Below are 26,316 nucleotides of genomic sequence, written 5' to 3' on the forward strand. Positions count from 1 at the left end.
TTTGTCATGGTTTTGCGTTACTCTTGCCCTTCAATGGGATACAGGAAACGCGTAATGAAAAAAGCAGGCTATCTTTTACTGGCGGTGATTGTGGTCGCCGCCGCTGCAGGTATCGGGTACTGGAAATTCACCGGCAACCCGGACGCATTACGCCAGATTGTTCTTCAGCAATGCCTGCCGCACCAGTTGCAGCAGCAGGATCCCGCGCCGTGCACAGAAGTGAAGCCGGATGCCGGATATGCGGTGTTCAAAGACCGTAACGGTCCACTGCAATATCTGTTGATGCCCACTTACCGCATCAACGGTACGGAAAGCCCGCTACTGTTGAAATCAGGCACGCCGAACTTTTTCTGGCTGGCCTGGCAGGCGCGCAGCTTTATGAGCCAGAAATACGGCCACGAAATCCCTGACAAAGCGGTATCGCTGACCATTAACTCGCGTAGCGGGCGTACGCAAAATCACCTGCACATTCATATCTCCTGCCTGCGAACTGACGTCAGACAACAGCTGGATGACAATCTGGCGAAAATCAGCACCCGCTGGCTGCCTTTACCTGGCGGGCTGCGCGGTCATGAATATCTGGCGCGCCGCGTTACGGAAAATGAACTGGCGCAACGCAGCCCATTTATGATGCTGGCAGAAGAGGTGCCGGATGCGCGTGAGCATATGGGCAGCTATGCGTTAGCGATGGTGCGTCAGAGCGATGAGTCTTTTGTCCTGCTGGCGACCCAGCGCAATCTGCTAGCGCTCAATCTCGCCTCCGCTGAGGAAATTCAGGATCATCAGTGTGATATTCTGCGTTAACCCCACCTAATCTGGCGTTTACTCCGCATGCTTGTCCCCGTATTCTTGTTGAAAAAAACAACAGGAGACAGGCATGTCGCTCTGGCTTACACACCCTCTATTTATCCCCTCTCTGGTGGTTGGCATCACCATCCTGCTCTGGGCCACGTCGCTGCTGCCGGAGTTTATAACGGCGCTGCTGTTCTTTGCCGTAGCGATGGTTGCCAAAATCGCGCCTGCGGATGTGATTTTTGGCGGCTTCGCGTCGTCGGCGTTCTGGCTGGTCTTCAGTGGATTTGTGCTGGGTATCGCGATTCGTAAAACGGGGCTGGCGGACAGGGCGGCGAGGGCGCTGTCATCGCGGTTGACCGACTCCTGGCCGTTAATGGTGGCGAGCGTGGTGTTGCTGAGTTACGCGCTGGCGTTTGTGATGCCATCCAACATGGGCCGCATTGCGCTGCTGATGCCGATTGTCGCGGCGATGGCGAAGCGGGCCGGGATTAACGACGGTACGCGCGCCTGGTATGGTCTGGCGCTGGCCGTTGGGTTTGGCACGTTCCAGCTTTCCGCGACGATTTTACCCGCTAACGTACCGAATCTGGTGATGAGCGGCGCGGCGGAAGGCTCTTACGGCATCCACCTCAATTATCTTCCCTATTTGCTGCTGCATACGCCAGTTCTGGGCTGGCTTAAGGGGGCGGTGCTTATCGTGCTTATCTGCTGGCTGTTCCCTGGTAAGCCCCATGCGCCGCGCGATCTCACACCGCTGGAGCCAATGAGTCGGGATGAAAAACGCCTGGCCTGGATGCTGGCCGTGGTGCTGCTGCTGTGGGTTAGCGAAAGCTGGCATGGTATTGGTCCTGCGTGGACCGGGCTGGCGGCGGCGGTTATCACACTGCTACCACGGGTTGGTTTTATCAATGGCGATGAGTTTTCCACTGGGGTAAATATTCGCACCTGTATTTACGTAGCGGGTATTCTGGGTCTGGCGATCACCGTCACCCAGACCGGCATTGGCAGCGCTGTGGGCGAGGCGCTGTTACAGGTGATGCCGCTGGATGCGGAAAAACCGTTTACCAGCTTTCTCGCGCTGACAGGCATTACCACCGCGCTCAATTTTATTATGACAGCGAACGGTGTTCCGGCGTTGTATACCACGCTGGCACAAAGTTTTGCCGATGCGACGGGGTTTCCGCTGCTGTCGGTGATTATGATTCAGGTATTGGGATATTCCACACCGCTGCTGCCGTATCAGGCTTCGCCGATTGTGGTGGCGATGGCGCTTGGGAAAGTGCCTGCGAGGGCGGGGATGTTGCTGTGCATTTCGCTGGCGGCAGCAACGTATCTGTTGCTTCTGCCGTTGGATTATCTCTGGTTCAGTATGCTGGATAAATTATAACTGTATATAAATGTTAATTTTTTGTTTTGTGAGATGATGAATTGTTTTATTTGGGCTGATGGCGGTTAATACCGGGGCGCAGATTTGTGCACTGGAAACTCAAGGATTGATTCATGGACAGTTTGACCCCTATCCGCTGTTGGCCTGCCATCATTTCGCTCGCGATCACGCTTACCATCTGGTTTGTTATCCCGTGTCCGCCTGATGTCACTCCGCAAGCGTGGCATCTGCTGGCGTTGTTCATTGGTACGATCGCAGCGATTATCGGTAAAGCCATGCCCATTGGCGCCATTGCGGTAGTGGCGATTATGCTGGTGGCGATGACCGGCGTCACTAACCCCGGTAAACCCTCGGCCGCGCTGAACGATGCCTTGAGTGGCTTCTCTAATCAACTGATTTGGCTGATTGGTTTATCCATCATGCTGTCGCAAAGCCTGTTAAAGACCGGGTTGGGCGCGCGTATTGGCTACGGGTTTATTGCGCTGTTTGGTAAAAGAACGCTGGGTATTGCGTGGGCATTAACCCTTGCGGAAACGCTGATCGCACCCGTAACGCCAAGCAATACCGCGCGTGGCGGCGGCATTATCCATCCGGTAATGCGGGCGATTGCGGAAAGCCTCGGATCGCAACCGGGCAACAACGAGAATGGCTCAACGGGCCGCTATTTGGCGCTGGTGAATTACAACATTAACCCCATCAGCTCGGCAATGTTCATCACCGCGACCGCGCCTAACCCCTTAATCGTTAGCTTTTTAACGAAGGGAACGGATGGGGTGCTGAATATGACCTGGGGAATGTGGGCTATCGCCGCGCTGCTTCCCGCGGTGGTCTCACTGGTCGTCATGCCGATTGTTATCTGGTGGCTCTACCCGCCAGCCGTCACACGCACGCCAAATGCGCCTCAGTTCGCACGACAAAAACTGGAGGCGCTAGGTCCGCTTTCACTGGCAGAGAAAATTACCCTGGCCGTCTTCATTTTGCTGCTTTGCCTGTGGGCGGGCGTTCCCGCAATGTTGATGGGCAGTAGCTGGAGTGTAAATCCTACCAGCGCCGCGTTAATTGGTTTGTCGATTCTGTTGATGACGGGCGTATTAAGCTGGGATGACATTCTTAAGTGCCGTGGAGCATGGGATACCATAGTCTGGTTCGCCGCGCTGGTGATGATGGCGGATTTTCTCAGCAAGTTGGGGTTGGTGGGGTGGCTGGCAACCAGCGTGGGTAGCGCAATCGACCATCTGGGTGTGCACTGGAGTATTGCGACGCTACTGCTGATCCTGCTTTACGTCTACTCGCACTACTTTTTCGCCAGTACAACTGCACATATTACGGCGATGTTCGCTGCATTCTTCGCCGCAGGATTAGGCCTGGGGGCGCCGCCGGCGCTACTTGGGTTGATGCTCGGCTTCTCCTCCTCGCTGATGATGTCGCTCACGCACTATGGCACGGGTACTGCGCCTATCATCTTTGGTTCAGGCTATGTCACGCTGGCGGAGTGGTGGAAAACGGGGCTGGTAATGAGCGTGGTCAACCTGACCATTTGGGGGGTAACCGGCGCCTTTTGGTGGCACTGGCTGGGATACTGGTAGACCTGATGCGACGGGAGGAGTGCTCCTCCCGTCATACAACTTAAGCCTGTTTAGCGGCTTCTGCTGCTTTAACGATGACCGCGAAGGCATCTGCTTTCAGAGAAGCACCGCCAACCAGCGCGCCGTCGATGTCCGGCTGAGCGAACAGCTCAGCAGCGTTAGCTGCGTTCACGGAACCGCCGTACTGGATGATAACTTGTTCAGCGATTTTCGCGTCAGCTTTAGCAATGTGATCACGAATGAATTTGTGAACAGCCTGAGCCTGAGCAGGAGTTGCAGATTTACCGGTACCGATAGCCCATACTGGTTCGTAAGCGATGACGACGCCTTCGAATGCTGCCGCGCCCTGAGTTTTCAGAACGGCGTCGATCTGACGTGCGCAGACTTCTTCAGTTTTGCCCGCTTCGTTTTCTGCTTCGGTTTCACCGATGCACAGAACCGGAGTCAGACCCTGTTCTTTCAGAATGGCGAATTTTTTAGCGATCAGCTCGTCAGACTCTTTGTGGTAAGTACGACGTTCAGAGTGACCGATGATGATGTACTGCGCGCCGATATCTTTCAGCATTTCCGCGCTTGTTTCACCGGTGAATGCGCCAGACAGGTTCAGGTCAACGTTCTGCGCGCCCAGAATGATGTGGCTACCGGCAGCGGCGTGTTTCGCCAGGTCGATATACATTTCCGGCGGAGCAATCGCTACTGCACAGCCAGCAACGCCAGCCAGTTCTTTACGCAGATTAGCAACCAGTTCGTTTACCATGTGGCGGCTGCCGTTCAGTTTCCAGTTACCCATCACTAAAGGATGTCGCATTTCGTTTCTCCACGCTTGTCAGCGAATTAAGGAATATGGCCGCCCGTCAGGGCAGCATGGTCTGTGAAACAGTATAGAGATTCATCCCCTGAAAGGCTTTGCTTTTTATCATTTCCCCGTCATTCTGCACGTTGCAGGTGCGTTGGCTGTACTCTCTCACCCCTGTCACTTACTGATGTAAGCTCCAGGGGATTCGTTGCGTCGCCGCCTTCCTGAAACGTGAATAATTTAGGGGGAATTCGCCTTCTCAAGACTTTCTGATAGTGCCAGCTTAATCGGTTCAACAGCGAAGGTCAGCCCCTTTTCCCCGTTATCTGCAACAACATAGCGAATTGCGCCTTCAGTTTCGGCGTAATAGTGCTTACCTTTGCCCGCTGCGAGCAGTTTTTGCAGCTTTTTCTGGCTCTGTTCTTTCGTCAGCAGCGGCGCGACGGTGCGGATGACGGCGCTCATATATTCCAGCGCTTTCGCTTTGGCCGCCTTTTGGTCTGGTCCCTGAATCGGCAACCAGGTTATTTGCATACTTTTGATTTTTAAGGTGCCGCGCTCAAGGGCGGAGGACGCATACAGGTTTTCATTGATTTTGCTGGCCGCGCGGGTGAGATTTGCCCGATCGCGACTGCTGTCGATGGCGCGGAACTCATTCAGGATAAGCTTCGGATTCTGCGTATTAAAGTTTTCGCGAAACTGGCTAATCGACAGGTCAAAAGTCGGCGCACCCGCCAGTAAATAGGGGGCCGTGGTTGCCGTCGATGGCGCTTCCGCCAGTGCCGCAGTGCTTGCGGTTAAGGCTGAAAACAATAATAAAAACAGTGTAAATCCTTGCTTCATCAATCGTACCTTTCATTCTCACTGCTCACGATTAAAACGGTAACCGTCGAGCTTGTCAAAAGGGTAAACTGTTCTGGAAGGTAATAATAAAGGAACTTACATGACCATACAGCAGTGGTTATTCTCATTTAAAGGGCGCCTCGGGCGCCGTGATTTCTGGATTTGGATAGGTCTGTGGATTGTCGGTATGTTGGTTCTGTTCTCGCTGGCGAGCAAGCAATTACTCGATATTCAGACCGCGGCATTTTGTCTGGTGTGTCTGCTGTGGCCGACGGCGGCAGTGACGGTAAAACGCCTGCACGATCGGGGACGTTCCGGGGCGTGGGCGCTGTTGATGATTCTGGCCTGGATGCTGCTTGCCGGAAATTGGGCGATGTTGCCCGGCGTCTGGCAATGGGCAGTTGGCCGCTTTGTTCCGACGCTGATTCTGGTCGGCATGCTCATCGATCTGGGCGCGTTCGTTGGCACCCAGGACGAAAATAAATATGGTAAAGATACGCAGGACGTGAAGTACAGAGCTGACTCGTAGGCCGGTTAAGGCGCGTTAGCGTCGCCATTCGGCAAAATGCCCGGGGGCGCTTACCGGGCAAGTAAAACGCTCTTACCAGTAGTGCTCAGCAGTCATATGGCCCGGTCGACGGCGCAGATGTTTGGTCATCTGCCGGGTTTCTTTCAGCAGTTGCTGCGTATCGCGTACCATTTGTGGATTTCCGCACAGCATCACATGGCTGGTTTCTTTATCCATTGGCAGCCCTACCGCTTTTTCCAGTTCACCGTTTTCAATCAGCGCCGGTACGCGCCCGGTCAGCGAATCTGCAGCTGTCTCCCGGCTGACAACCGTCTGGATGCGTAATTTACCTTCATAGCGCTTTACCAGCGCCTGCATCAACGGCAGGTAGCTCAAATCGGCGGCATAGCGCGCGGCGTGGACCAGCACCAGATTTTTAAAGCGATCCAGGTCTCTGCCTAACTGCAGAATCGACAAATACGGGCCGATAGCCGTGCCGGTTGCCAGCATCCATAGCGTTTCGCAATCAGGGACCTCATCCAGCACGAAGAAGCCAGCGGCTTCACTCACCACCTGGACTTCATCGCCAGGTTTTAGCGCCGCCAGGCGGGGGCTGAGTTTACCGTCGGGAACCGTCACCAGATAAAATTCTAAGTCGGGGTTGTCAGGCGCATTGACGTAGGAATAGGCGCGCTGGACGCGCTCGCCGTCGATCTCAAGGCCAAGCTTGGTGAACTGACCAGCAGTGAAAGGAAGAACCGGAGCTCGCACGGTCAAACTAAACAGGGCATCGGTCCAGTTCTGCACCTTTGTGACTTTGCCTGTTACCCAATCTGCCATGGTTTTCTCCTGTCTGCTTTGATTGCCTTATCTTCGTTCGTTGGAGGAAAGATTTCCAGCCCGGATGGGCTGGAAGGCTCTATTGATCAAATCAATTACAGGATGTGCGCCTGCACATCGGGATCTTTGCGATCGAGGTAGTGAATCGACTGAATGCGGCGGATCGTGCGCGATTTGCCGCGGATCAGCAGCGTTTCGGTGGTCGCGATATTGCCTTTACGGCTAATCCCTTCCAGCAGATCGCCTTTGGTGATGCCGGTGGCGGAGAAAATGACATTGTCGCTGCGTGCCATTTCATCCAGACGCAGCGCTTTGCCTGCTTCGATGCCCATAGCGGTACAGCGGGCCAGTTCCTGCTCGCCAATACGACGGTTCTCTTCGCTGTCGCCTTTGACGTCGTGACGCGCCAGCAGACGGCCCTGCATGTCGCCGTCCAGCGCGCGGATCACGGCTGCGGAAACCACGCCTTCCGGTGCGCCGCCAATGCCGTACAGCACATCAACTTCACTGTCTGGCATGCAGGTCAGAATCGAGGCCGCAACGTCGCCGTCAGGAATAGCGAAGACGCGCACGCCCAGTTTCGTCATCTCTGCAATAACTTCGTCATGACGTGGTTTTGCCAGAATGGTGACGGTCAGATCACTCAGCGGTTTGTTCATCGCGGCTGCAATGTTTCGCAGATTGGTTTCCAGCGACAGGTTCAGATCGATGGACCCTTTTGCGCCAGGGCCGACAATCAGCTTTTCCATGTACATGTCCGGCGCGTTCAGGAAACAGCCTTTATCGCCCACCGCCAGCACCGCCAGCGCATTCGCCTGGCCCATGGCCGTCATGCGCGTGCCCTCGATAGGATCGACGGCGATGTCGACTGCATCACCGTGACCGGTTCCGACTTTCTCGCCGATGAACAGCATCGGCGCTTCATCAATCTCACCTTCGCCAATCACGATGGTGCCGTCAATGTTGACCTGATTGAGCATAATACGCATGGCGTTTACCGCCGCGCCGTCAGCGGTATTTTTATCGCCGCGGCCCAGCCATTTATAGCCAGCCAGCGCGGCCGCTTCGGTCACGCGTGAAAATTCAATGGCAAGTTCTCGTCTCATTGCAAACTCGTAGCAGAAAGGAATGGCGCGAAGTGTAGCACAGGGGAGGGTGGGCGATTATTGATGTGTGTGCGGGGTTGCCCCCGCACGAAGATATTGCCGGATAAGACACAGTCGCCATCCGGCAATGACGTATTACTCGTCGTGATCTTCCCACGCCATGGCGCGTTTGACCGCTTTTTTCCAGCCGCTGTAGCGGAAATTACGTTCGGTGGTTTCAATGCCAGGGCGGAATTCACGCTCGATAACCGCTTTCTCCTGCAGCTCATCCAGATTTTGCCAGAAGCCAACAGCCAGACCGGCGAGGTATGCCGCACCCAATGCGGTGACTTCGCGGACTTCCGGACGCTCAACGCGCGTGCCGAGAATATCCGACTGGAACTGCATCAGGAAGTTGTTGGCGACCGCACCGCCATCGACGCGCAGGGCGTGCAGACGAATGCCGGAGTCAGCCTGCATCGCTTCCAGTACGTCACGGGTCTGGTAAGCGATAGACTCAAGCGTGGCGCGGATGATGTGGTTGGAGTTTACGCCACGGGTCAGACCGAAGATGGCGCCGCGTGCATACGGGTCCCAGTACGGTGCGCCAAGGCCGGTGAATGCCGGAACGACGTACACGCCGTTGGTATCTTTCACTTTGGTAGCGAAATATTCGGAGTCGAATGCATCGCTGATGAGTTTCATTTCATCACGCAGCCACTGGATGGAGGCGCCAGCCATAAATACCGCACCTTCCAGCGCGTAGTTCACTTCCCCGGTCGGTCCGCAGGCGATGGTGGTCAGCAGTCCGTTTTCGGACTTAACGGCTTTCTCGCCGGTGTTCATCAGCATGAAGCAGCCGGTACCGTAAGTGTTTTTCGCCATCCCTTCCTTCACGCACAGCTGGCCAAACAGTGCCGCCTGCTGGTCACCGGCAATACCGGAGATAGGAATACGCGTGCCGCCCTTACCACCGATGTTGGTCTGGCCGTACACTTCAGAAGAACGACGTACTTCTGGCAGCATGGCTCGCGGAATATCCAGCGCATCCAGCATCGTGTCATCCCAGTCCAGAGAGTGGATGTTGAACAGCATGGTACGCGAGGCGTTGGTGTAATCCGTTACGTGTACGCGTCCCTGCGTCATTTTCCAGATAAGCCAGGTGTCTACGGTACCGAACAGCAGTTCACCGCGACGAGCGCGCTCACGCGAGCCTTCTACGTGGTCGAGGATCCATTTCACTTTGGTGCCGGAGAAGTACGGGTCAATGACCAGACCGGTGTTATTGCGGATGTACTCTTCCATACCGTCGCGCTTGAGCTTTTCGCAGATATCCGCGGTACGACGACACTGCCACACAATAGCGTTATAGATTGGTTTACCGGTTTCACGCTCCCAGACGATGGTGGTTTCACGCTGGTTGGTAATACCGATCGCTGCAATCTCATCGGAACTGATATCGGCTTTCGCCAGAACTTCTACCAGCGTTGAGCTTTGGGTCGCCCAAATTTCCATTGGGTCGTGTTCTACCCAACCTGCTTTCGGGTAGATTTGCTCGAATTCGCGCTGTGAAACGGCAACGATATTCGCATCGTGGTCCATTACGACCGCGCGGGAGCTGGTGGTGCCCTGGTCGAGCGCAACGATATATTTTTTTTCAGTCATAATTTTTTTGTCCCGTAGTCACATTACTGCGAAGCTTTTTGTTGAGTGTTGGTCGCAACGTCTTTTTCTTCAATCGCGCAGACATCGCACGGTAAATGACGACCAATCAGTTTGCGATATGCCCATGCGCCTAAAATCGCGCCGGTAATCGGGCCAAACACCGGGACCAGGAAGTAAGGGATATCGCGACCACCCGTGAAGGCAATCTCACCCCATCCGGCCATCCAGGCGAAGAGTTTCGGTCCGAAGTCACGTGCCGGGTTCATGGCAAAACCTGTCAGCGGCCCCATGGAAGCGCCAATAACGGCAATCAACAAACCGATCAGCAGCGGTGCCAGCGGACCACGAGGCACACCGTTACCATCGTCGGTCAGAGCCAGAATCAGCCCCATTAGAATAGCGGTAATGACCATTTCAACCGCGAAGGCCTGCACAAAATTGATATGCGGATTCGGGTAGGTGGAGAAAGTACCTGCCAGACCCAGGCTCTCGGTACTGCCGCGCACGATATGGTTAGTTTGTTCGAAATCGAGGAAAAGATTGTAATAAAGCCCGTAAACCAATGCCGCTGCGCAAAAGGCGCCGGCAATTTGCGAAATAATAAAAGGGACAACTTTGCGTTTATCAAAACAGGCGAACAGCCAGAGTGCGATGGTTACCGCTGGATTCAGATGTGCACCAGAAACGCCTGCGGTCAGATAGATAGCCATTGCTACCCCCAGACCCCAGATGACACTGATTTCCCACTGACCAAAAGTAGCCCCAGCTACTTTGAGTGCAGCGACACAGCCCACACCGAAGAAAATCAACAACCCGGTACCGAGGAATTCAGCAATGCACTGGCCTTTTAAGGTTGAGGTTTGACTCATAATCGGATCCTGAAGAGAGTTTAATGTTTATTGTTTGCGAGAAGGTCACTGACATCCCCGGAGCCGGTAGGCACACTGTTAATTTATCGTTAACGCGCAAAAACGAGAAATATCGAAATTAAAATGTGTGTACTCCATCAACAAAATGAGCGTTTTCGCGCCATTGCGCGGTATTTGTTATACAAAAATAGTGTGAGCTGAATCATTTCACTGAACAACCTGTTAACACTTAAGAGTTATGACAGTAATGTCACCAGGAGAAAGACTAAAAGTGTTGCAAACCGCAATCTGCGCGGGATGCCGCTGGACAGGGATGACGCGGCTTCATACAATCGGTGTTAAGTAGAGTGCGCTCGTTTTTATTAAGGCGTCGCCGGTTATCGGGACGAGGATTTTTATCCATCAACGCCTTGCAATTCAGGAGAGGTATGACGATGTCATTAGAAGTGTTTGAGAAACTGGAAGCAAAAGTACAGCAGGCGATTGATACCATCACGCTGTTGCAGATGGAAATCGAAGAGCTGAAAGAAAAAAACAACTCACTGTCGCAGGAAGTTCAGTCTGCACAGCAGCAGCGTGAAGAGCTGGAGCGTGAGAACAACAACCTGAAAGAACAGCAGAACGGCTGGCAGGATCGTCTGCATGCCCTGCTGGGTCGTATGGAAGAAGTCTAATCCTCGTCATATTTCACGTTATGGCGGCGTTGGCTGCGTGCATTCACCCCAGTCACATAGTGGCCTATGCTCCTGGGGATTCACTTACTTGCCGCCTTGCCCTGACGCGAAATCTTTAGAGGATTTAGAGTACGAGTTTGTAGGCCGGATAAGGCGCAAGCTGTCATCCGGCAATACAATAGCTTACCGCAATACAACGTTCGTTTCAGGCATTCAAACCCCCATCTACGTCCAGACCGGTGCCGGAAATCTGCCCAGCCGCTGGGCTTGCCAGAAACGTCACCGCCGCTGCAACATCCTCCGGTGTTCCATAATGCCCTGTAGCAATAAGCTGCCGTTGGGATTCTGCCTGCTCGCCATCTGCTGGGTTCATATCACTGTCAGTTGGGCCAGGATGGACAAGGTTAACGGTAATACCCCGTGGGCCGAGATCGCGAGCCAGGCCACGGGTTAGCGAGTTGAGCGCTGATTTAGTCATCGCGTAAACAGCAATCCCCGGTTGGGCGACGCGGTTGGCAAGGCAACTGCCAATATTGATAATTCGCCCACCTTCAGGGAGATGTGGCAACGCGGCCTGTATGGCTACCACCACGCCACGGATATTCACGTTAATCAATGCGTCGATGTCTTCCAGTGACATCGACTCCAGCGGGCCGCCGCGCGCGATCCCAGCGTTGTTGACCAGAATATCCAGTCCTCCAAGTGACTGTACCGTGCGGTTTACGGCGTTCTGAATTGCCTGAGCGTCAGCACTGTTTGCCTGAATGGCCTCACCATGGCGGCCAAGCGCTGTAATTTCATCGGCAACGGCCTGGGCTTTCTCCGCAGATTTTTCATAGGTTATAACAACATCAGCACCGGCTTTCGCCAGCGACAGTGCGATGGCGCGCCCTAACCCTCGACTGGCCCCTGTGACCAGCGCTTTTTTACCTGTCAGATCGATATGCATGATGACCTCGTGATGAGAGTGATGAGATTCATCATTAGGTATAGAGAGAGTTTTTTCTTCGTCAATGTGCAGGATGGGGGAATCGAAAGGGGGAGCGGCAAAAAAAAGCCAGTCAGTTGTTTACCGACTGGCATCACACCGACTTGCGGTATTTTCTTTACTCGATATCGAGCGGGTCTTCGGAGAGGATTATCCCGGTGTTGTCGGCGTACAGGTGATCGCCGGAGAAGAACGTCACGCCGCCAAAGTTGACGCGCACATCGCTTTCCCCAATCCCTTCACCTGCAGCACCTACCGGAATGGCGGCAATCGCCTGAATGCCGATATCCAGTTCTCCCAGATCGTCTACCTGGCGGACTGAGCCGTAGATGACCAGACCTTCCCATTCATTCTGTACGGCCAGTCTTGCCAGTTCGGCATCGACCAGTGCACGACGGACAGAACCGCCGCCATCGACCAGCAGAACACGACCACGGCCGTTTTGTTCGAGCAGATCGTACAGCAACCCGTTGTCCTCGAAACATTTTACCGTGATGATTTGTCCGCCAAACGACGCCCGTCCTCCAAAGTTAGAGAACAGCGGTTCCACGACGTTGACATCTTCCTGATAGATGTCACAAAGCTCGGATGTATCGTATTTCATAGGCTTAACGTTCAGTTGCTGCGAGAATTTTTAGTATATCGCGCTATGTGTACTGTTGGCAAAATCATCAATTGTTAATTAGTGTCCAGATCAATAGCTATTCGTATTTTTCATTGAAAAACAGGTGATTACTGATTTTTAAAACAGCCGATAATGACCTACAATTACCCGGATTTCCCTCTGTAAAGTATCCCCGAGGTATCTCCGGTAGATTGCTGGAACATAAAAGAAAGCCCTATGAGAACGATCAGATTCACCAAAGCCGTGCTGATGGAACTCCCCGTTCCTGATGCCGGCAAACGCCTTGAATATGCTGATAGTGTCGTTAATGGGTTGCGTCTGCGCGTTACGTCTAGTTGCAGCAAAAGTTTTAGTGTGTCCCGAAAGCGCGACGGAAAATTTTACCGTGTGACGTTGGGCAAGTTCCCGGATATGACTATTGAGCAGGCCAGAGAGCGGGCATATGGTTTGGTGGCCCGTTCAGGCGTGAAGAAAAAGGCAGTAAAGCCCAGGCTGATTTATGGGCCCGTGTTCTGCGTGCTGTCTATCGCTATGCATATGATAGCTACCGTGATAAAGATGGCGGGAGATTGTTACCGGATCCGCCCACAACCATTTTAAGTATAAAAATGCTTTGGAATGGAAATACACGGAGAACAACTAATATCAGAAATAATGATTTAGGCAACTGGCTCACGGCCCTTGATACCGTAAGACAATGGGCTATAGCAGGCTATAAAACTGATGTGTTGATGGGGGTTGAAGCCCAACCGTACGGAAATGTACGCTAAGAACGTAACCTTATGATTTTAATCTTATAAAGTTTTTGCATTATTGGTTTGATTTACGTTGATTTGATGACCAGGTACGCTCGTATTGCAAGTAAGCGTGTTCGGGAATAGCGACGAGTATTGCAGGCAGTCTGCTAAGTGGTCTTTATTTCAGCAGATCTGCCAGCCAATTAGAATTACCTCTGCTGCTGGTTGTAACCAACCAGGCGGCTCCAGTCATCGTCGTATTTGATATTCCCTTCGATATAAAACCACTCAATGCCTGAGTAGGTGATGGCGATATTTTCCATCATGCCCGGAGTGTGGGAACCCGGCATATAAGCATGAGCAGCATTGACGGACATGATTACGATGTTGTTAAGCGTAATTCGGTAAATCTCGTATTCGACACCCGCCTCGTTGATGTCGTAATAGTGGATTACTGCCTTTTGCAGCCGCTTACTTTGGCAGACTGCAACCGCAAAATATGGCGAGGTCTTATCAATCTCTTTGTGCAGGGTAAAAGCGTTGTGTTCGCGCGAACCCATCAGCTTACCAGTGTTGCGGCATGTGTTTTGGTACACACCGTAACTGCTGTTCATGATTTCAATTGCACTCTCACGGCCCAGCGCCATGCAACTGCCTTTGATCAGTTGTCCATTTTCATCATAAATATACATATAAGCTGGTAATGACATTTATAGATCTCCTTATTTTGTGCTTAATATTTGCCCGTTTCTGTCGATAAAAAAGTTGTAACGGTAATTCTTTCCGTTCAACGTGTATGAAGCCGCATAGATATAGCCCGGCGTTATCGGTATTTTTAAGCACGTTTCAGGATAGGAGAGAGCTACATGCGAATTTTCCGCCAATGTCTTGTATTCATTCCCCTGCTCAGAATAAACGCCGTATCGGCTCAGAACGTCCGATTTATTAACAGAGAAGCAAAGCGAATTATTTATAATAGGGAAACTACGCCATGGGGGAACGCTGTCGCCAGCGCCACACCCAGCCAGCGCAAAAAAGGCAGGAATGAGAAAGTAGTGTTTCAATGCGGGAACCTCCCTAATACTTTCTCATAGCGGGATATGAGGCTAAGGACAGGCTCAGATGGATCGTAATCCTTGAGGCGATACAAATCAGAGCGGTTGCCGAATCCATGCGTTTTAAGTAGCCAATAATCAGCCACCATTGCAGCCTGCTGCTCTAATCCGTAATCCAAGAGTATAGCCTTATCCAAGGTGTAATAGTAATCAACTGCCCAAGAGAACAGGCCCCGTATCCTTACCATCATCCCGCGCTGATGCTGCCAGACGTGCATCATTTCATGTAAAAAAAGATGCTGCCCACCAACGCGATCGTTATTAACATGCGGCTGTGAAAAGTCAGGCTCATAAGTACCTTCCTGAAAGTACAATTCGCCGTTGGGCGTCATGGCGTAGTTGTTCTTTTGGAGGTTGAAAGGTAGATAGCTGCTGCGGTGGATCCAGACTTCGTTATAGCGGAGGGTGAAAGCGTAGAGGGTACGGGCCAAGTTAATCTCACCAAGCGTTAACAGCCGTAACCCGCCCCGGTCTATATCGTTCATTTCCCTTATCATTGGAGACATCATCCATTGGTAAAACACCTTAATACGCCTTAAAGTAAATTTTTCCGTGTTAAAAAATGCGGGAAATATCCGAAATTGTCACAAACTGCGGTTACGCCGCTTCTCGCGTTAAGGCCCCTGGTTTGGGGAGCAATCGTACGAGATCGTACGGTTGAGCGTCAGACCCCGTAATCGGTTAAGTAAGCTGGGAAACGCTGATTTTAGTACTTATAGGTCACGGTGTTTACCGTTCGTTGGTATCCCCGAGGTATCTCCGGAAAATATAAAAAACATGGAAAAACCTCGCGCCCCTCTATTTGTAAGGGTTGCGAGGCGTTATGCGATTCTAAAAACTGAAATTGTTAATTGATATTTGTCAGTTAAAGAGACCACTGACTTAAGAAAATCCCGACAACAAACAGTAAGTTAGTTAATAGCGCTGCTTTTACGGTGCGTTCCAGCATTGGGCGCATTGCCGCAGGATCCATCTCGCGCATCACGTAACGTGCCTGTTTGATTAGCAGCGGAGCGGCGAGAATAAACAGCCATCCCCACAGACTTTGCAGCGAAAACAGGTTAAACAGCGCCAGGCAGACCAGTGTCCCCATCAGCAGGCAGGCATGGTAGCGGCGGGCATTGACGGCGCCTAAACGCACGACCAACGTATTCTTGCCGTTCTCCCTGTCGCTGTTGATATCGCGCAGGTTGTTGACGTTGAGCACGGCGGTTGCCAGCAGGCCGCAGGCGGTGGCAGGCAGAATCAGCGCCGGAATCAACGTATGCGCCTGCAGATACCAGCTCCCCATCACGCTGAGCCAGCCGAAGAATACCAGCACGGAAATATCGCCGAGGCCGATGTATCCATAAGGGCGATTGCCCACGGTATAAGTGATCGCGGCGATAATCGACAGGCCTCCAAGCACCAGGAAGCCGACAAAATCCGCCAGCGTGTGACAGGCCACAGCAACCAGGGCCAGACCGGACAGACAGATCAACACCACGGTGACGATCAGCGCGCGCTTCATCTGCTGTTGGGTGATAACCCCTTTTTGCATCCCGCGCAGTGGTCCAATGCGGTCGGGCTTGTCGCTGCCTTTGACGGCATCGCCATAGTCGTTAGCGAGATTGGACAGAATTTGCAGCAGTCCTGCCGTAATCAATGCCAGCAGAGCAACCAGCGGATCGAAGTATCCTTGCCACCATGCTAATGCCGTACCGACGATGATCGCCGCGAAGGCGAGCGGTAAGGTCTTAGGTCGTAAACTTTCCAGCCAGGCTTGTGAGCGGCTAATTTGTTGTTGTTCAGTCATATTTAGCGCCAATAAAAATGGGGCTTTATCAGCCCCATCAACAGTGATGAAAATGCATTGAACGCGATTATAGGATAAAACGGCTCAGATCTTCATCTGCGACCAGCGCATCCAGATGTTTGCTCACATAATCGGCATCAATTGTGATGCTTTGGCCGTTTAAATCGCTCGCATCATAGGAAATATCTTCCATCAGACGCTCAAGAACGGTATGCAGACGACGCGCACCGATGTTTTCGGTGGTTTCGTTGACCTGCCAGGCCGCTTCGGCAATGCGTTTAATGCCCGATTCGGTGAAGTTGATGTCCACACCTTCGGTCGCCATCAGCGCTTTGTACTGAACGGTGATGGAGGCATTCGGTTCGGTAAGGATACGCTCAAAATCGCTGGTGGTCAGCGCCTGCAGCTCGACACGAATCGGCAGACGACCCTGCAGTTCCGGGATCAGGTCAGACGGTTTCGCGACCTGGAATGCGCCAGAAGCGATAAACAGAATGTGATCTGTTTTCACCATACCGTGCTTGGTAGAGACCGTGCAGCCTTCAACCAGCGGCAGCAGGTCGCGCTGTACGCCTTCACGGGACACGTCCGGGCCGGAGGATTCGCCGCGCTTACAGATTTTGTCGATTTCATCGATAAACACGATCCCGTGCTGCTCAACGGCGTCGATAGCTTCCTGTTTCAGCTCTTCCGGGTTTACCAGTTTGGCTGCTTCTTCTTCAATCAGCAGCTTCATCGCGTCTTTGATTTTCAGCTTACGTGGTTTTTGCTTCTGACCGCCCAGGTTCTGGAACATGGACTGCAGCTGGCTGGTCATCTCTTCCATTCCCGGAGGCGCCATAATTTCAACGCCCATCGGTGCGGCCGCGAGATCGATTTCGATCTCTTTGTCATCCAACTGGCCTTCACGCAGTTTTTTACGGAACGCCTGACGCGCTGCAGAAGGCTCCTGCGGCTGCTCAGACTGTCCCCAGTTATTTTTAGCCGGTGGGATCAGCACGTCGAGAATGCGCTCTTCCGCCATCTCTTCGGCACGGAAGCGGTTTTTCTCGATTGCCTGAACGCGGACCATTTTGATGGCTGCATCGGTCAGATCGCGGATGATGGAGTCAACTTCCTTACCAACATAGCCAACTTCGGTGAATTTTGTCGCTTCAACTTTGATGAACGGCGCATTGGCCAGTTTTGCCAGACGACGGGCGATTTCGGTTTTACCAACGCCGGTCGGGCCAATCATCAGAATGTTTTTCGGCGTCACTTCATGGCGCAGCTCTTCGTTAAGCTGCATACGGCGCCAGCGGTTACGCAGGGCAATCGCCACGGAACGCTTAGCGTTATCCTGGCCGATGATGTGTTTGTTCAGTTCGCTGACAATTTCGCGTGGGGTCATTTCAGACATGGGGGATCCTTACGCTTTGGAGTTCAATTCTTCGATAGTATGGAAGTGGTTGGTATAAATGCAGATATCCCCTGCAATATCCAACGCTTTCTCAGCAATCTCGCGTGCGCCAAGCTCGGTGTTTTCCAGCAGAGCGCGTGCAGCAGCCTGGGCGTAAGGGCCGCCGGAGCCGATGGCAATCAGATCGTTTTCTGGCTGGATGACGTCGCCGTTACCGGTGATGATGAGCGATGCCGTTTCATCTGCGACGGCCAGCAGCGCTTCGAGTTTGCGCAGCATACGGTCAGTACGCCAGTCTTTTGCCAGTTCAACGGCAGCTTTCACCAGGTGACCCTGATGCATTTCCAGCTTGCGTTCGAACAGTTCAAACAGCGTGAATGCATCCGCAGTACCGCCCGCAAAGCCCGCGATGACTTTGTCGTTATACAAACGGCGGACTTTCTTCACGTTGCCTTTCATTACGGTGTTACCCAGTGTGGCCTGACCATCACCGGCGATTACCACATGGCCGTTACGGCGTACGCTTACTATTGTTGTCACGAGCAGACCCCTTGGTTACAAATGCAAAATACAGGCCCCGCGCAGTGTGCGGGGCGTAATGCAAGTATAGATGGGGGGGATTTTGGGGGTTTCAACCCCCAGTGGCGAGTCGAATGCAGTTTGTGTGACCAGCAACCTTCAGGCGGCTGATGGTGTTGTCGGCATTCTCTTTGCCTTTGACCGGACCAATGACCACGCGATTCCAGCCGTTATTGGTGGTAATACGTGAGTTGAAGCCTTCAAAGGCCAGCTGCGCACGCACCGTTTCTGCCTGCTCAGCACCTTTAAATGAGCCGCACTGTACCATCCAACGGCGTTCATCTTTTTTCTCCGCCGTCTGTTTTGGCGGCTGCGTTTCATTGGTTATTGGCGCGGCCGGCTGTGTTTTTGGCTGAGCAGCGGCGGTATGCGCCGGCGTTTGCAGCAGATCCTGATACGGCTGTTGGGTTGCCGGTTTTGGCTGCGCTTTCGGCTGCTGTACCGGGGCGGCTTGCGCAGTACGCGTTTGCGGCTGCTGGTACGGCTGTTCTGCTGCCCGTTGGCGTGGCTGTTGAGCCTGCTGCTGGGTGTTGTTCCACTGCTGCTGTTGCACCTGACGCTGACGCTGCAGCGTTTGCTGGCGCTGTTCAGGCGTTTGTTCGTTCCACGGTACTTCGTTGAGCTGCGTTGGCTGTTGGCGCATATCAGCCTGCATTTGAGCCAACAACTGGCGTTGCTCATTGGTTAGCTGGTCGGCGTTCAGCACCTCGCCGCCTGCAGACGGTTCGGTAGGCGCACGTACGCCAGGCTGACGGCTTTCCAGCTCTTTGATGTATCGCCAGCGCTCTTCCGGTTTTGGTGGAATGCCATTACCGGTGACTTTCTGGTTTTGCAGCGTTTCGGACTCTTCTTTCTTGTGATGCGTAATGAAGTACAGACCACCGATAAAGGTCACGAGTACGGCTGCAGCAATAGCAACCATAGCGGGCGATACCGCAGGCGTATTGCGTTGTTTTTTCCGTGATGTGCTCTTCTTGCGCCGCGAAGGTGCCGGTTGGCCGCGACGTACATAATCTCGTTGTGCCACTATCGTTTCGCTGTATTTATTCGTTCGTCAGCCCGCCATGTTACTTAAGCGGCGGGCCTTTGACCAGACAGGGGAGTCCGAAAGCACTTTACTTTACGTCAGTGCCCGGGTAGTACCCCGAATAATAAGCTCGCAGTCGAGTAAACGTGAGCCACTGCTGACGCTCTGCCCTTGTAATTGATCGAGCAGTAACAGCATAGCTTCGCGTCCGATATCGAAACGCGGCTGTGCAACGGTTGTCAGGGGTGGATCACAAAATTCCGTGAGCGAAATGTTATCAAAGCCAATGATGGATAAATCGTCAGGTACCTTCAGACCCTGACGTTTGGCGTAAGAGAGGGCGCCCAGCGCCATGACATCGCTGTGGCAAAAGACCGCGGTAGGTGGTTGCGGTAGCTCAAGGAGCTGCTTCAGCGCATTGGCTCCCGCTTCATAGGTAAAGTCGCCGCGCGCGATAAAATGTGGATCGACCGTAATTCCGCTGCGGCGCAATGCCTGAACGTAACCTTGCAGACGGTAATGGCACAGCGGCATGTCCTCTGGGCCGGCGATACAGCCAATGCGTTTATGTCCCAGTTCCAGCAGATAGTTCATCGCGTTGAAGGCGGCGGTGAGGTTATCAATGTGCACGGTGGGGAGTTCCAGTTCTGGCGCGAACTCATTGGACATGACCATCGGCGGCAGGTTGCGCTGCTCTTCCACGCTGGCATCAAACGGCAGGCGCGAACTGAGCAGCACCATGCCATCGATCTGCTTGGTGATAATGAGGTTTAGGAAGGTCTTTTCCTGCTGATTCTGGTGCGCGCAATCGCCGATCAGCACCAGATATCCCTGTTCTGCGGCGGTCACTTCTATGCCGCGAATCACCTCGCTAAAAAACGGATCGCAGATATCCGGCACAATCACCAGAATGGTACGTGATTCATTACGCTTAACGTTGCGTCCCATTGATTGGGGTAAATATCCCACTTCCAGCGCGGCCTGCTCAACTTTGTTACGGGTTGACTGTGAGACTTTGTCCGGGTTCATTAATGCGCGGGATACGGTTGCCGTTGAGACTTTCGCCTTCAGAGCAACATCTTTCATCGTAGCGGCGGCAACCTGCTTATTCGGTTTCACTCTTTCTCCTCGCCAGAGGGCTGCTGGCACAGACTCGTCCCTGGGTAACCTTCATCTGAAACATTTTTATCAGATAGTTAATGGAAGCGGTTACAGAATTTTCATAAAAAGTGTGATGGATGTTTAATTTTACGATCCGCCTCGCATCATGAGGCATTATCCCTCGATGGGATCGACATCCAGCACCCATTTAACCTTACGTGCATCGGGTAACGTATTGATCAGCGCCAGCGTGCCGCTGATGATATGTTGCAGGCGAATTCGCGACGGGTGCTGCAATAAAATTTGCCAGCGATAGCGACCGCCGCGTTTGGGCGCCAGGGCGGGAACCGGGCCGAGCACCCAGAGCTTGTCATCGGCCAGCGGACTGGCCTGAATCAGATTTCGCAACTGTTGTAAGAACATTGGCGCATGCTGGTTGTTGTGATCTTCTGCCCGCACGATCACATGGCTGGTCCAGGGGGGAAGCTGGAGCGTTTGTCGCTCGGCCAGCGCCTGCTCGGCAAATGCGTCATAACCTTTATACAGCAAGGTTTGCAGCAGCGGATGTTCAGGATGGTGCGTTTGCAGCACGACTTCGCCTTGTTTCCCGGCGCGTCCTGCTCGCCCGGAAACCTGGGTGTAGAGCTGGGCGAAGCGTTCTGCTGACCGGAAATCTGCAGAGAATAGCGCGCCGTCGACGTCCAGCAGCGCCACCAGGGTGACGTCCGGGAAGTGGTGGCCTTTGGCCAGCATTTGCGTACCGATCAGAATTCGCGCGCCGCCGCGATGCACTTCCGCCAGATGCTGCTCCAGCGACCCTTTACGGCTGGTGGTGTCGCGATCGATGCGTGAGATTGGCACGCCGGGGAAAAAAGGCGCCAGAGCCTGCTCAAGCTGTTCGGTGCCGAGTCCAACCGGAACCATATGCGTCGAGCCGCAGGAAGGACACTGACGCGGTATCGGGCGCTGGCTGTCGCAGTGGTGACAGCGTAAATGGTGCTGTGCCTGATGTAGCGTGTAGTAGTGATCGCAACGCGGACATTCGGCAATCCAGCCGCAGTCGTGGCACAGCAGCGCAGGCGCAAAACCCCGGCGGTTCAAAAACAGGATCACCTGGTTATCCGCCTGCAGGTGCTGACGCATACGGGTGATAAGCGCAGGGGCGAGTCCGGCCTGCACCTGCTGACCTTTGAGATCCAGCACGTGCTGAGTGGCAGGGCGCGCATTTCCGGCGCGTCGCGTCAGGCGCAGCATACGATATTTGTTCTGCCGCACATTACACAGCGTTTCCAGCGCTGGGGTGGCTGAGCCGAGAATAATCGGGATCTGCTCGCTGTGGGCACGGTAAACCGCCAGGTCGCGCGCATGATAGCGCCAGCCTTCCTGCTGTTTATAAGAGCTGTCGTGCTCTTCGTCGATGACAATTACGCCAAGATTTTTAAACGGCGTAAACAGCGACGAGCGCGTGCCGATAACTATCGCCGCTTCGCCATTTTTGGCTTTCAGCCAGGCTGAAAGGCGTTCGCTGTCGTTCAAGCCAGAGTGCAGGACTTCGACCGGCGCATGGAAGCGTTCGCGAAAACGAGCAATAGTTTGCGGCGTCAGGCCAATCTCCGGCACCATCACCAGCGCCTGTTTGCCCTGGGCGAGAACATTTTCCAGGACGCTTAGATAGACCTCTGTTTTGCCTGAGCCCGTCACGCCCGCTAATAGCCATGCGCTAAAACTGTCCGATGCGCTGTGAATCGCCCCGACGGCGGTGGCCTGCTCGGTGTTCAGTCGCAGACGCTCACCGGAAACCGCGTAGTTTGTTCGCCAGTCACTAAAGCCAGGCGTTTCGCTCGCCAGCTCGCACAGCCCTTTTTTCCGCAGCGCCTGTAATGCGGCGTCATTAAATTCCAGTTCAGCCACCTGGTCGCGCCAGATTTTTCCCTGGCGTAGCGCAGCCAGCGCCTGCTGCTGCTTGGGAGAGCGCTTCAGGCTGTTGAGATCGGTAACCTGACCTTCTTCAGTGGCAAACCAGTACCACATGGGCGCGTTTGTCGCCGGGCGCCCCTGGCGCAGTAAAATTGGCAGGGCATGAAACAGCACGTCGCCAATAGGATGATGGTAATAATCAGCCGCCCACAACAGCAGACGCCAGACGGAGGTCGAATAAACCGGTTCGCTGTCCAGCACTTCGAGAACGGCTTTCAATTCGCTCCGCGGCAGTTCGCTGTGCTCGCTGACGGACAGAACGATACCCACGCGCTCCTGTTGCTTGCCAAAGGGCACGCGTACACGACACCCGGCTTTGGCGCTCATGCCTTCCGGCAGGAGGTAGTCAAAGGTACGAGGAAGCGGAACGGGTAAGGCAACGTGCGCAACGGGCATTGAATCATCCTGACTTGAAATCTGGCGGGTTAGTATACACATTAGTGAAGGGTAGAATGCGGATCAGTTTGCATGAGCAGGTTAATTTCTGTATGATTCGCCGCCTTTGATGCAAATTGATTGCGTCAAATACTGACCATTACCCGAGAGTTTCGCGCGGCTGGAAGGCGGCAAGTGAGCGAATCTCTGGGAGCATAGTGAACTATGTGACCAGAGTGAGTGAACGCAGGCAACGCATCAGCAGTGTGAAAGGTGACGGGGAATAATTAACATCGCGTGGTGTCTGGCGTTAGGGCTGGAAGAGCGACGCGGCCTTAAACCGAGGTTTTCCCATGAAAAAAGATATTCACCCGAAATACGAAGAAATTACTGCAAACTGCTCTTGCGGTAACGTCATTAAAATCCGCTCTACTGTCGGTCACGATCTGAACCTCGACGTGTGCAGCAAGTGCCACCCGTTCTATACTGGCAAGCAGCGTGATGTTGCTACCGGTGGCCGTGTTGATCGCTTCAACAAGCGTTTCAGCATCCCAGGCAGCAAGTAAGTTTCAGCTGTCAGAAAAAAGCGCCTTATGGCGCTTTTTTTGTTTCTGTGCATGCAGACTGAAATTCGTATTGATGTATTGAATGATGTCTTTTCTTTAATAAATAAAACAGTGTTTTTATTTTTACGATAAAATGTTTCAACTGGTGATCTGAATCCTTTTCATCTTCTGATTTTTGCCACTTATGCCAGTTTTTGGCAAAATACCAAAGGTTTCTTCCTTCTTTCTAAAATACACTTTCGTGGAAATATAAAATTATTCTTATTCCTTCATCGTTCCCTCATTTATTGATGGGACGAGATGGACAATTTCCTTGATATAGTGTGAAGAGGGATGGTCATGAAATTTAAATCCGCGTTATTACTGATTCCATTATTCTCTGCGGCCGCGCATGCGGGTTATGTTGATTATCGACATGAATATTATGACGATGGTCGCAATTACGACCGTGTTTATATGTCTCACCGTTTTGCTACGGGTTTTGGTGTGGCAGTGGAAGCCATTTCACGTTCCGAAGATACGCAATCTAATGATGCGTGGAATAATATGGAAAGTAATGGCAATGAGTATACGGCAAGCTACCAGTTCACCTGGCAAGGTCTTATCTGGCAGCCGGGCATTGCGATCGAAACGGGCGATAATATCGCGATATATAAGCCTTATATTCGCGTACAGTATAATATCAATGACAACTGGTGGACCGCGTTCCGCTATCGCCAGGAGTACATGCGCAGAAACTCCGACGGCAAAGATGACCGCATGGTCTATCGTCCGGAAGCATGGCTCGGTTACAACATCAATGACTGGATGTTTGAGCTAAATGGCATTTATAAAATTGCCGATAGCGAAGATTTATATAACAACCGAAAAGACGATTACGAATATAACTTCCGGGTGGCGTATAAAATAGGCTCATGGGTTCCATTTGTTGAGGTTGGTAACGTTTCCTCGGGCTATAACACTACCACCACGGACGATCGTCAGACCCGTTATCGCGTTGGTCTCGGTTATAACTTCTGACCATCAATACGCTTCTTATCGATTTATTACATTGAGCATCGGTATATACGCATAACTTGCGTGAATAATGTGTCTAAGGAGTTAACATCATGTCTAATGATGGAACTATGATCGGAAGTAATCAAAATATTACCGTCAGACCTTTCGGGTTAAGAGATAAATTCGGTTATTTATGTGGCGACCTCGGAACCTGTTTTATTCTTGGACTGGTAAATAGTTTTTTAATGATTTATTACACCAACGTCCTTGGTATTTCCGGCGTCATTGTTGGTTCACTCTATTTTGTGACCAAACTCTTTGATGCGTTTGTCGACGTTGGCGTAGGGCGCTTATGTGATACCTCTAAACTGACGGTTCATGGGCGTTTTAATCCATGGGTGCGGCGGATGAAGTATCCGTTCTGCATCATTGCGGTCGTCCTGTTCCTGCCGTTTGTGCATGATTTTTCTTATACGGCGAAAATTATCTACATCTGCTGTTCCTATTTTATTTACGGTTCGCTGTTATCGACGGTGAGTATTCCGTATGGCGCCATGTCTGCAGCTATTAGCTCGAACCCGGAGGATCGCGTATCGCTGTCAACCTGGCGCAGCGTTGGGTCTGCCATCGGCGGCGGGACAACCGGCTTTTTTATTCCAATCCTGATGTACACCACCCTGGTGGACGGAAGCCAGGTGATTTCCGGGCAGCATTTCTTCTGGATTGCTATTGGTTGTTCAGTGCTGGGCTTTATCTTTTTAACGTTGACCTGTCAGTTAACGACGGAACGCGTGCGGGTGGAAAGAAAAGAGAGCATGCCTGTTTCTGTGCTGCTAAAGGGGCTGTTACGCAATAAGGCGCTGATTGTTTTAGTGGTTGTGGATCTGCTGATCGTGATTAATCAGGGGTTGTCTGGTACCAACATGACTTACCTGTTTAACGACTATTTTCATAACAAAGAGGCTATGTCCGTTGCCTTGCTTTTCACCTTTGGCTCTCTGGTTTTGCTGGCGCCATCGGCATCCTGGCTCACAAGACGCTTTGGTAAGAAAGAAGCCAGCGTCGGCGCGTTGCTCTTTGCGGTAGCCATGTATCTGCTGATGTACTTCACCCACATTACCGACGCGAAGGTCTATTTGGTGTTCCTGTTCCTGGCAACGCTGGGGGCCGGATTATTCAATCTGATGATTTGGGCGTTTATGACTGATGTTTGTGATTATCATCAGTATGTCACCGGCGATCGTGAAGATGGAACCGTCTATGGCGTGAACTTCTTTGCCCGTAAAGTTGGTCAGGCGTGCGCAGGGGCTATTGGCGGCTTTATGCTGGCCATCATTGGATATCAATCTTCGTCAACGGGCGGCGCGGTGCAAACCAGCATCGTTCAGGAAAACATCTATACGATGGCGAATCTCTTACCGGCTTTATGTTTGTTTTTGGCGGCGGTCATTCTGATTTATTTCTATCCGTTGAACCGTAAAGAAACGCTAAAAATGGAAGAGACTTTGAATAAGCTCAATGGTATCAGTAAGTAACATAGTGAGAAGCGGCGGGAGTGATCCCGCCTTTTCTCATCTGTCTTCAACAATCAGTATTCCCACGTTTCCGGGTTGATACCCAGTTCACGCATGATTACCTTTGCTTCTTCCGGGATTTCATCGCTGCGCTCTTTACGCAGGTCGTCATCGTTGGGTAAGGGTTGCCCGGTAAAAGCATGCAAAAACGCTTCACACAGCAGTTCGCTGTTAGTGGCGTGACGCAGGTTGTTAACCTGACGACGCGTGCGTTCATCGGTAAGGATTTTTAACACCTTCAGAGGAATGGAAACCGTAATTTTTTTGACTTGCTCACTCTTCTTACCGTGCTCAGCGTATGGGCTGATATATTCGCCGCTCCATTCAGCCATGAGATACCTAATCCTCTTTGTCATTAATATTGAGGCCAGAACCTGAGCCCAGACCATAATTGCGCGTAGTTTATCGTAG

General features: G+C 52.5%; 27 protein-coding genes. 9 read left to right on the top strand and 18 right to left on the bottom strand.

Annotated features, from left to right (window positions below; genetic code table 11):
- Nucleotides 1-54: 54 nt before the first annotated feature.
- The 3 genes from OGV80_RS02575 (at nucleotide 55) to OGV80_RS02585 (ending at nucleotide 3,768) form a co-directional block, all read left to right on the top strand.
- Complete coding sequence (locus OGV80_RS02575; protein ID WP_200008489.1) at nucleotides 55-804, top strand: CDP-diacylglycerol diphosphatase; 750 nt, start codon at nucleotides 55-57, stop codon at nucleotides 802-804.
- 73 nt (nucleotides 805-877) lie between these two features.
- The gene (locus OGV80_RS02580) at nucleotides 878-2,182 is read left to right on the top strand and encodes an SLC13 family permease (RefSeq protein ID WP_043018916.1); all 1,305 of its coding nucleotides are present in this window, start codon (nucleotides 878-880) and stop codon (nucleotides 2,180-2,182) included.
- A gap of 113 nt (nucleotides 2,183-2,295) precedes the next feature.
- Nucleotides 2,296-3,768, top strand: a complete 1,473-nt coding sequence (locus tag OGV80_RS02585; RefSeq protein WP_213732167.1) for a DASS family sodium-coupled anion symporter — start codon at nucleotides 2,296-2,298, stop codon at nucleotides 3,766-3,768.
- Between the two features lie 40 nt (nucleotides 3,769-3,808).
- Here the strand turns inward: OGV80_RS02585 and tpiA are convergent, their stop codons facing one another.
- Nucleotides 3,809-4,576: a triose-phosphate isomerase gene (gene tpiA / locus OGV80_RS02590; protein ID WP_043018918.1), complete on the bottom strand. Its 768-nt coding sequence runs from the start codon at nucleotides 4,574-4,576 to the stop codon at nucleotides 3,809-3,811.
- A gap of 228 nt (nucleotides 4,577-4,804) precedes the next feature.
- A complete protein-coding gene (locus tag OGV80_RS02595) occupies nucleotides 4,805-5,407 on the bottom strand; it encodes a YiiQ family protein (protein WP_043018919.1) in 603 nt (200 codons plus the stop codon).
- 100 nt (nucleotides 5,408-5,507) lie between these two features.
- On the opposite strand from OGV80_RS02595, the gene OGV80_RS02600 reads away from it, so the two are divergent.
- A complete protein-coding gene (locus OGV80_RS02600) occupies nucleotides 5,508-5,936 on the top strand; it encodes a DUF805 domain-containing protein (RefSeq protein WP_043018920.1) in 429 nt (142 codons plus the stop codon).
- A 72-nt stretch (nucleotides 5,937-6,008) separates the two neighbouring features.
- Here OGV80_RS02600 and fpr read toward each other — a convergent pair whose 3' ends face one another.
- The 4 genes from fpr to OGV80_RS02620 all read right to left on the bottom strand — a co-directional run bounded on the left by fpr (nucleotide 6,009) and on the right by OGV80_RS02620 (nucleotide 10,374).
- Nucleotides 6,009-6,755: a ferredoxin--NADP(+) reductase gene (gene fpr, locus OGV80_RS02605; protein WP_087052901.1), complete on the bottom strand. Its 747-nt coding sequence runs from the start codon at nucleotides 6,753-6,755 to the stop codon at nucleotides 6,009-6,011.
- 95 nt (nucleotides 6,756-6,850) lie between these two features.
- Entirely contained in the window at nucleotides 6,851-7,861 is a 1,011-nt protein-coding gene (gene glpX / locus OGV80_RS02610) for a class II fructose-bisphosphatase (protein ID WP_043018922.1), read from the bottom strand.
- Between the two features lie 135 nt (nucleotides 7,862-7,996).
- Complete coding sequence (gene glpK, locus OGV80_RS02615) at nucleotides 7,997-9,505, bottom strand: glycerol kinase GlpK (protein ID WP_043018923.1); 1,509 nt, start codon at nucleotides 9,503-9,505, stop codon at nucleotides 7,997-7,999.
- A 23-nt stretch (nucleotides 9,506-9,528) separates the two neighbouring features.
- Nucleotides 9,529-10,374, bottom strand: coding sequence for an MIP/aquaporin family protein (locus OGV80_RS02620; RefSeq protein WP_043018924.1), 846 nt, complete (start codon nucleotides 10,372-10,374; stop codon nucleotides 9,529-9,531).
- 428 nt (nucleotides 10,375-10,802) lie between these two features.
- On the opposite strand from OGV80_RS02620, the gene zapB reads away from it, so the two are divergent.
- The gene (zapB, locus tag OGV80_RS02625) at nucleotides 10,803-11,048 is read left to right on the top strand and encodes a septal ring assembly protein ZapB (RefSeq protein ID WP_019077914.1); all 246 of its coding nucleotides are present in this window, start codon (nucleotides 10,803-10,805) and stop codon (nucleotides 11,046-11,048) included.
- Nucleotides 11,049-11,253: 205 nt separating this feature from the next.
- Here zapB and OGV80_RS02630 read toward each other — a convergent pair whose 3' ends face one another.
- The gene (locus OGV80_RS02630) at nucleotides 11,254-11,997 is read right to left on the bottom strand and encodes an SDR family NAD(P)-dependent oxidoreductase (protein WP_043018925.1); all 744 of its coding nucleotides are present in this window, start codon (nucleotides 11,995-11,997) and stop codon (nucleotides 11,254-11,256) included.
- Between the two features lie 157 nt (nucleotides 11,998-12,154).
- Complete coding sequence (gene rraA / locus OGV80_RS02635) at nucleotides 12,155-12,640, bottom strand: ribonuclease E activity regulator RraA (RefSeq protein ID WP_043018926.1); 486 nt, start codon at nucleotides 12,638-12,640, stop codon at nucleotides 12,155-12,157.
- 237 nt (nucleotides 12,641-12,877) lie between these two features.
- Here rraA and OGV80_RS02640 point away from each other — a divergent pair, with 237 nt between their 5' ends.
- Nucleotides 12,878-13,261, top strand: coding sequence for an integrase arm-type DNA-binding domain-containing protein (locus OGV80_RS02640; RefSeq protein WP_087050702.1), 384 nt, complete (start codon nucleotides 12,878-12,880; stop codon nucleotides 13,259-13,261).
- 346 nt (nucleotides 13,262-13,607) lie between these two features.
- On the opposite strand, the gene OGV80_RS02645 is transcribed toward OGV80_RS02640, so the two are convergent.
- The 9 genes from OGV80_RS02645 to priA form a co-directional block, all read right to left on the bottom strand.
- Entirely contained in the window at nucleotides 13,608-14,108 is a 501-nt protein-coding gene (locus tag OGV80_RS02645; RefSeq protein ID WP_087050701.1) for an Hcp family type VI secretion system effector, read from the bottom strand.
- A gap of 12 nt (nucleotides 14,109-14,120) precedes the next feature.
- Nucleotides 14,121-14,462, bottom strand: a complete 342-nt coding sequence (locus OGV80_RS24395; protein WP_220137863.1) for a putative T6SS immunity periplasmic lipoprotein — start codon at nucleotides 14,460-14,462, stop codon at nucleotides 14,121-14,123.
- A complete protein-coding gene (locus tag OGV80_RS02650) occupies nucleotides 14,459-15,010 on the bottom strand; it encodes an eCIS core domain-containing protein (protein ID WP_087052902.1) in 552 nt (183 codons plus the stop codon). Before OGV80_RS02650 ends, OGV80_RS24395 begins: the two co-directional genes overlap by 4 nt.
- 368 nt (nucleotides 15,011-15,378) lie before the next feature.
- Nucleotides 15,379-16,308, bottom strand: coding sequence for a 1,4-dihydroxy-2-naphthoate polyprenyltransferase (gene menA / locus OGV80_RS02655; protein WP_003825185.1), 930 nt, complete (start codon nucleotides 16,306-16,308; stop codon nucleotides 15,379-15,381).
- 67 nt (nucleotides 16,309-16,375) lie between these two features.
- Nucleotides 16,376-17,707 carry an ATP-dependent protease ATPase subunit HslU gene (gene hslU / locus OGV80_RS02660; protein ID WP_038636017.1) on the bottom strand — a complete coding sequence of 444 codons (1,332 nt, stop codon included), beginning with the start codon at nucleotides 17,705-17,707 and terminating at the stop codon, nucleotides 16,376-16,378.
- Between the two features lie 9 nt (nucleotides 17,708-17,716).
- Entirely contained in the window at nucleotides 17,717-18,247 is a 531-nt protein-coding gene (hslV, locus tag OGV80_RS02665) for an ATP-dependent protease subunit HslV (protein WP_003028805.1), read from the bottom strand.
- A 91-nt stretch (nucleotides 18,248-18,338) separates the two neighbouring features.
- Nucleotides 18,339-19,313 carry a cell division protein FtsN gene (gene ftsN / locus OGV80_RS02670; protein WP_072033900.1) on the bottom strand — a complete coding sequence of 325 codons (975 nt, stop codon included), beginning with the start codon at nucleotides 19,311-19,313 and terminating at the stop codon, nucleotides 18,339-18,341.
- A gap of 93 nt (nucleotides 19,314-19,406) precedes the next feature.
- Complete coding sequence (gene cytR, locus OGV80_RS02675; RefSeq protein WP_003825179.1) at nucleotides 19,407-20,432, bottom strand: DNA-binding transcriptional regulator CytR; 1,026 nt, start codon at nucleotides 20,430-20,432, stop codon at nucleotides 19,407-19,409.
- Nucleotides 20,433-20,588: 156 nt separating this feature from the next.
- Nucleotides 20,589-22,787 carry a primosomal protein N' gene (gene priA, locus OGV80_RS02680; protein WP_043018928.1) on the bottom strand — a complete coding sequence of 733 codons (2,199 nt, stop codon included), beginning with the start codon at nucleotides 22,785-22,787 and terminating at the stop codon, nucleotides 20,589-20,591.
- 332 nt (nucleotides 22,788-23,119) lie between these two features.
- Here priA and rpmE point away from each other — a divergent pair, with 332 nt between their 5' ends.
- From rpmE to OGV80_RS02695, 3 genes are all read left to right on the top strand, one after another.
- Nucleotides 23,120-23,332: a 50S ribosomal protein L31 gene (gene rpmE, locus OGV80_RS02685; RefSeq protein WP_003028810.1), complete on the top strand. Its 213-nt coding sequence runs from the start codon at nucleotides 23,120-23,122 to the stop codon at nucleotides 23,330-23,332.
- Nucleotides 23,333-23,671: 339 nt separating this feature from the next.
- Nucleotides 23,672-24,352 (top strand): oligogalacturonate-specific porin KdgM family protein, encoded by a 681-nt coding sequence (locus OGV80_RS02690; protein ID WP_286513535.1) that lies wholly within the window; start codon nucleotides 23,672-23,674, stop codon nucleotides 24,350-24,352.
- 89 nt (nucleotides 24,353-24,441) lie between these two features.
- On the top strand, nucleotides 24,442-25,866 hold the full coding sequence (locus tag OGV80_RS02695) for an MFS transporter (protein WP_047407403.1): 1,425 nt from the start codon (nucleotides 24,442-24,444) through the stop codon (nucleotides 25,864-25,866).
- Between the two features lie 53 nt (nucleotides 25,867-25,919).
- Here the strand turns inward: OGV80_RS02695 and metJ are convergent, their stop codons facing one another.
- Nucleotides 25,920-26,237 (bottom strand): met regulon transcriptional regulator MetJ, encoded by a 318-nt coding sequence (gene metJ, locus OGV80_RS02700; protein WP_003825168.1) that lies wholly within the window; start codon nucleotides 26,235-26,237, stop codon nucleotides 25,920-25,922.
- Nucleotides 26,238-26,316 lie beyond the last annotated feature (79 nt).

This window comes from Citrobacter sp. Ce119, assembly GCF_030334525.1.
In the GTDB taxonomy this organism is placed as follows: Bacteria; Pseudomonadota; Gammaproteobacteria; order Enterobacterales; family Enterobacteriaceae; genus Citrobacter; species Citrobacter europaeus.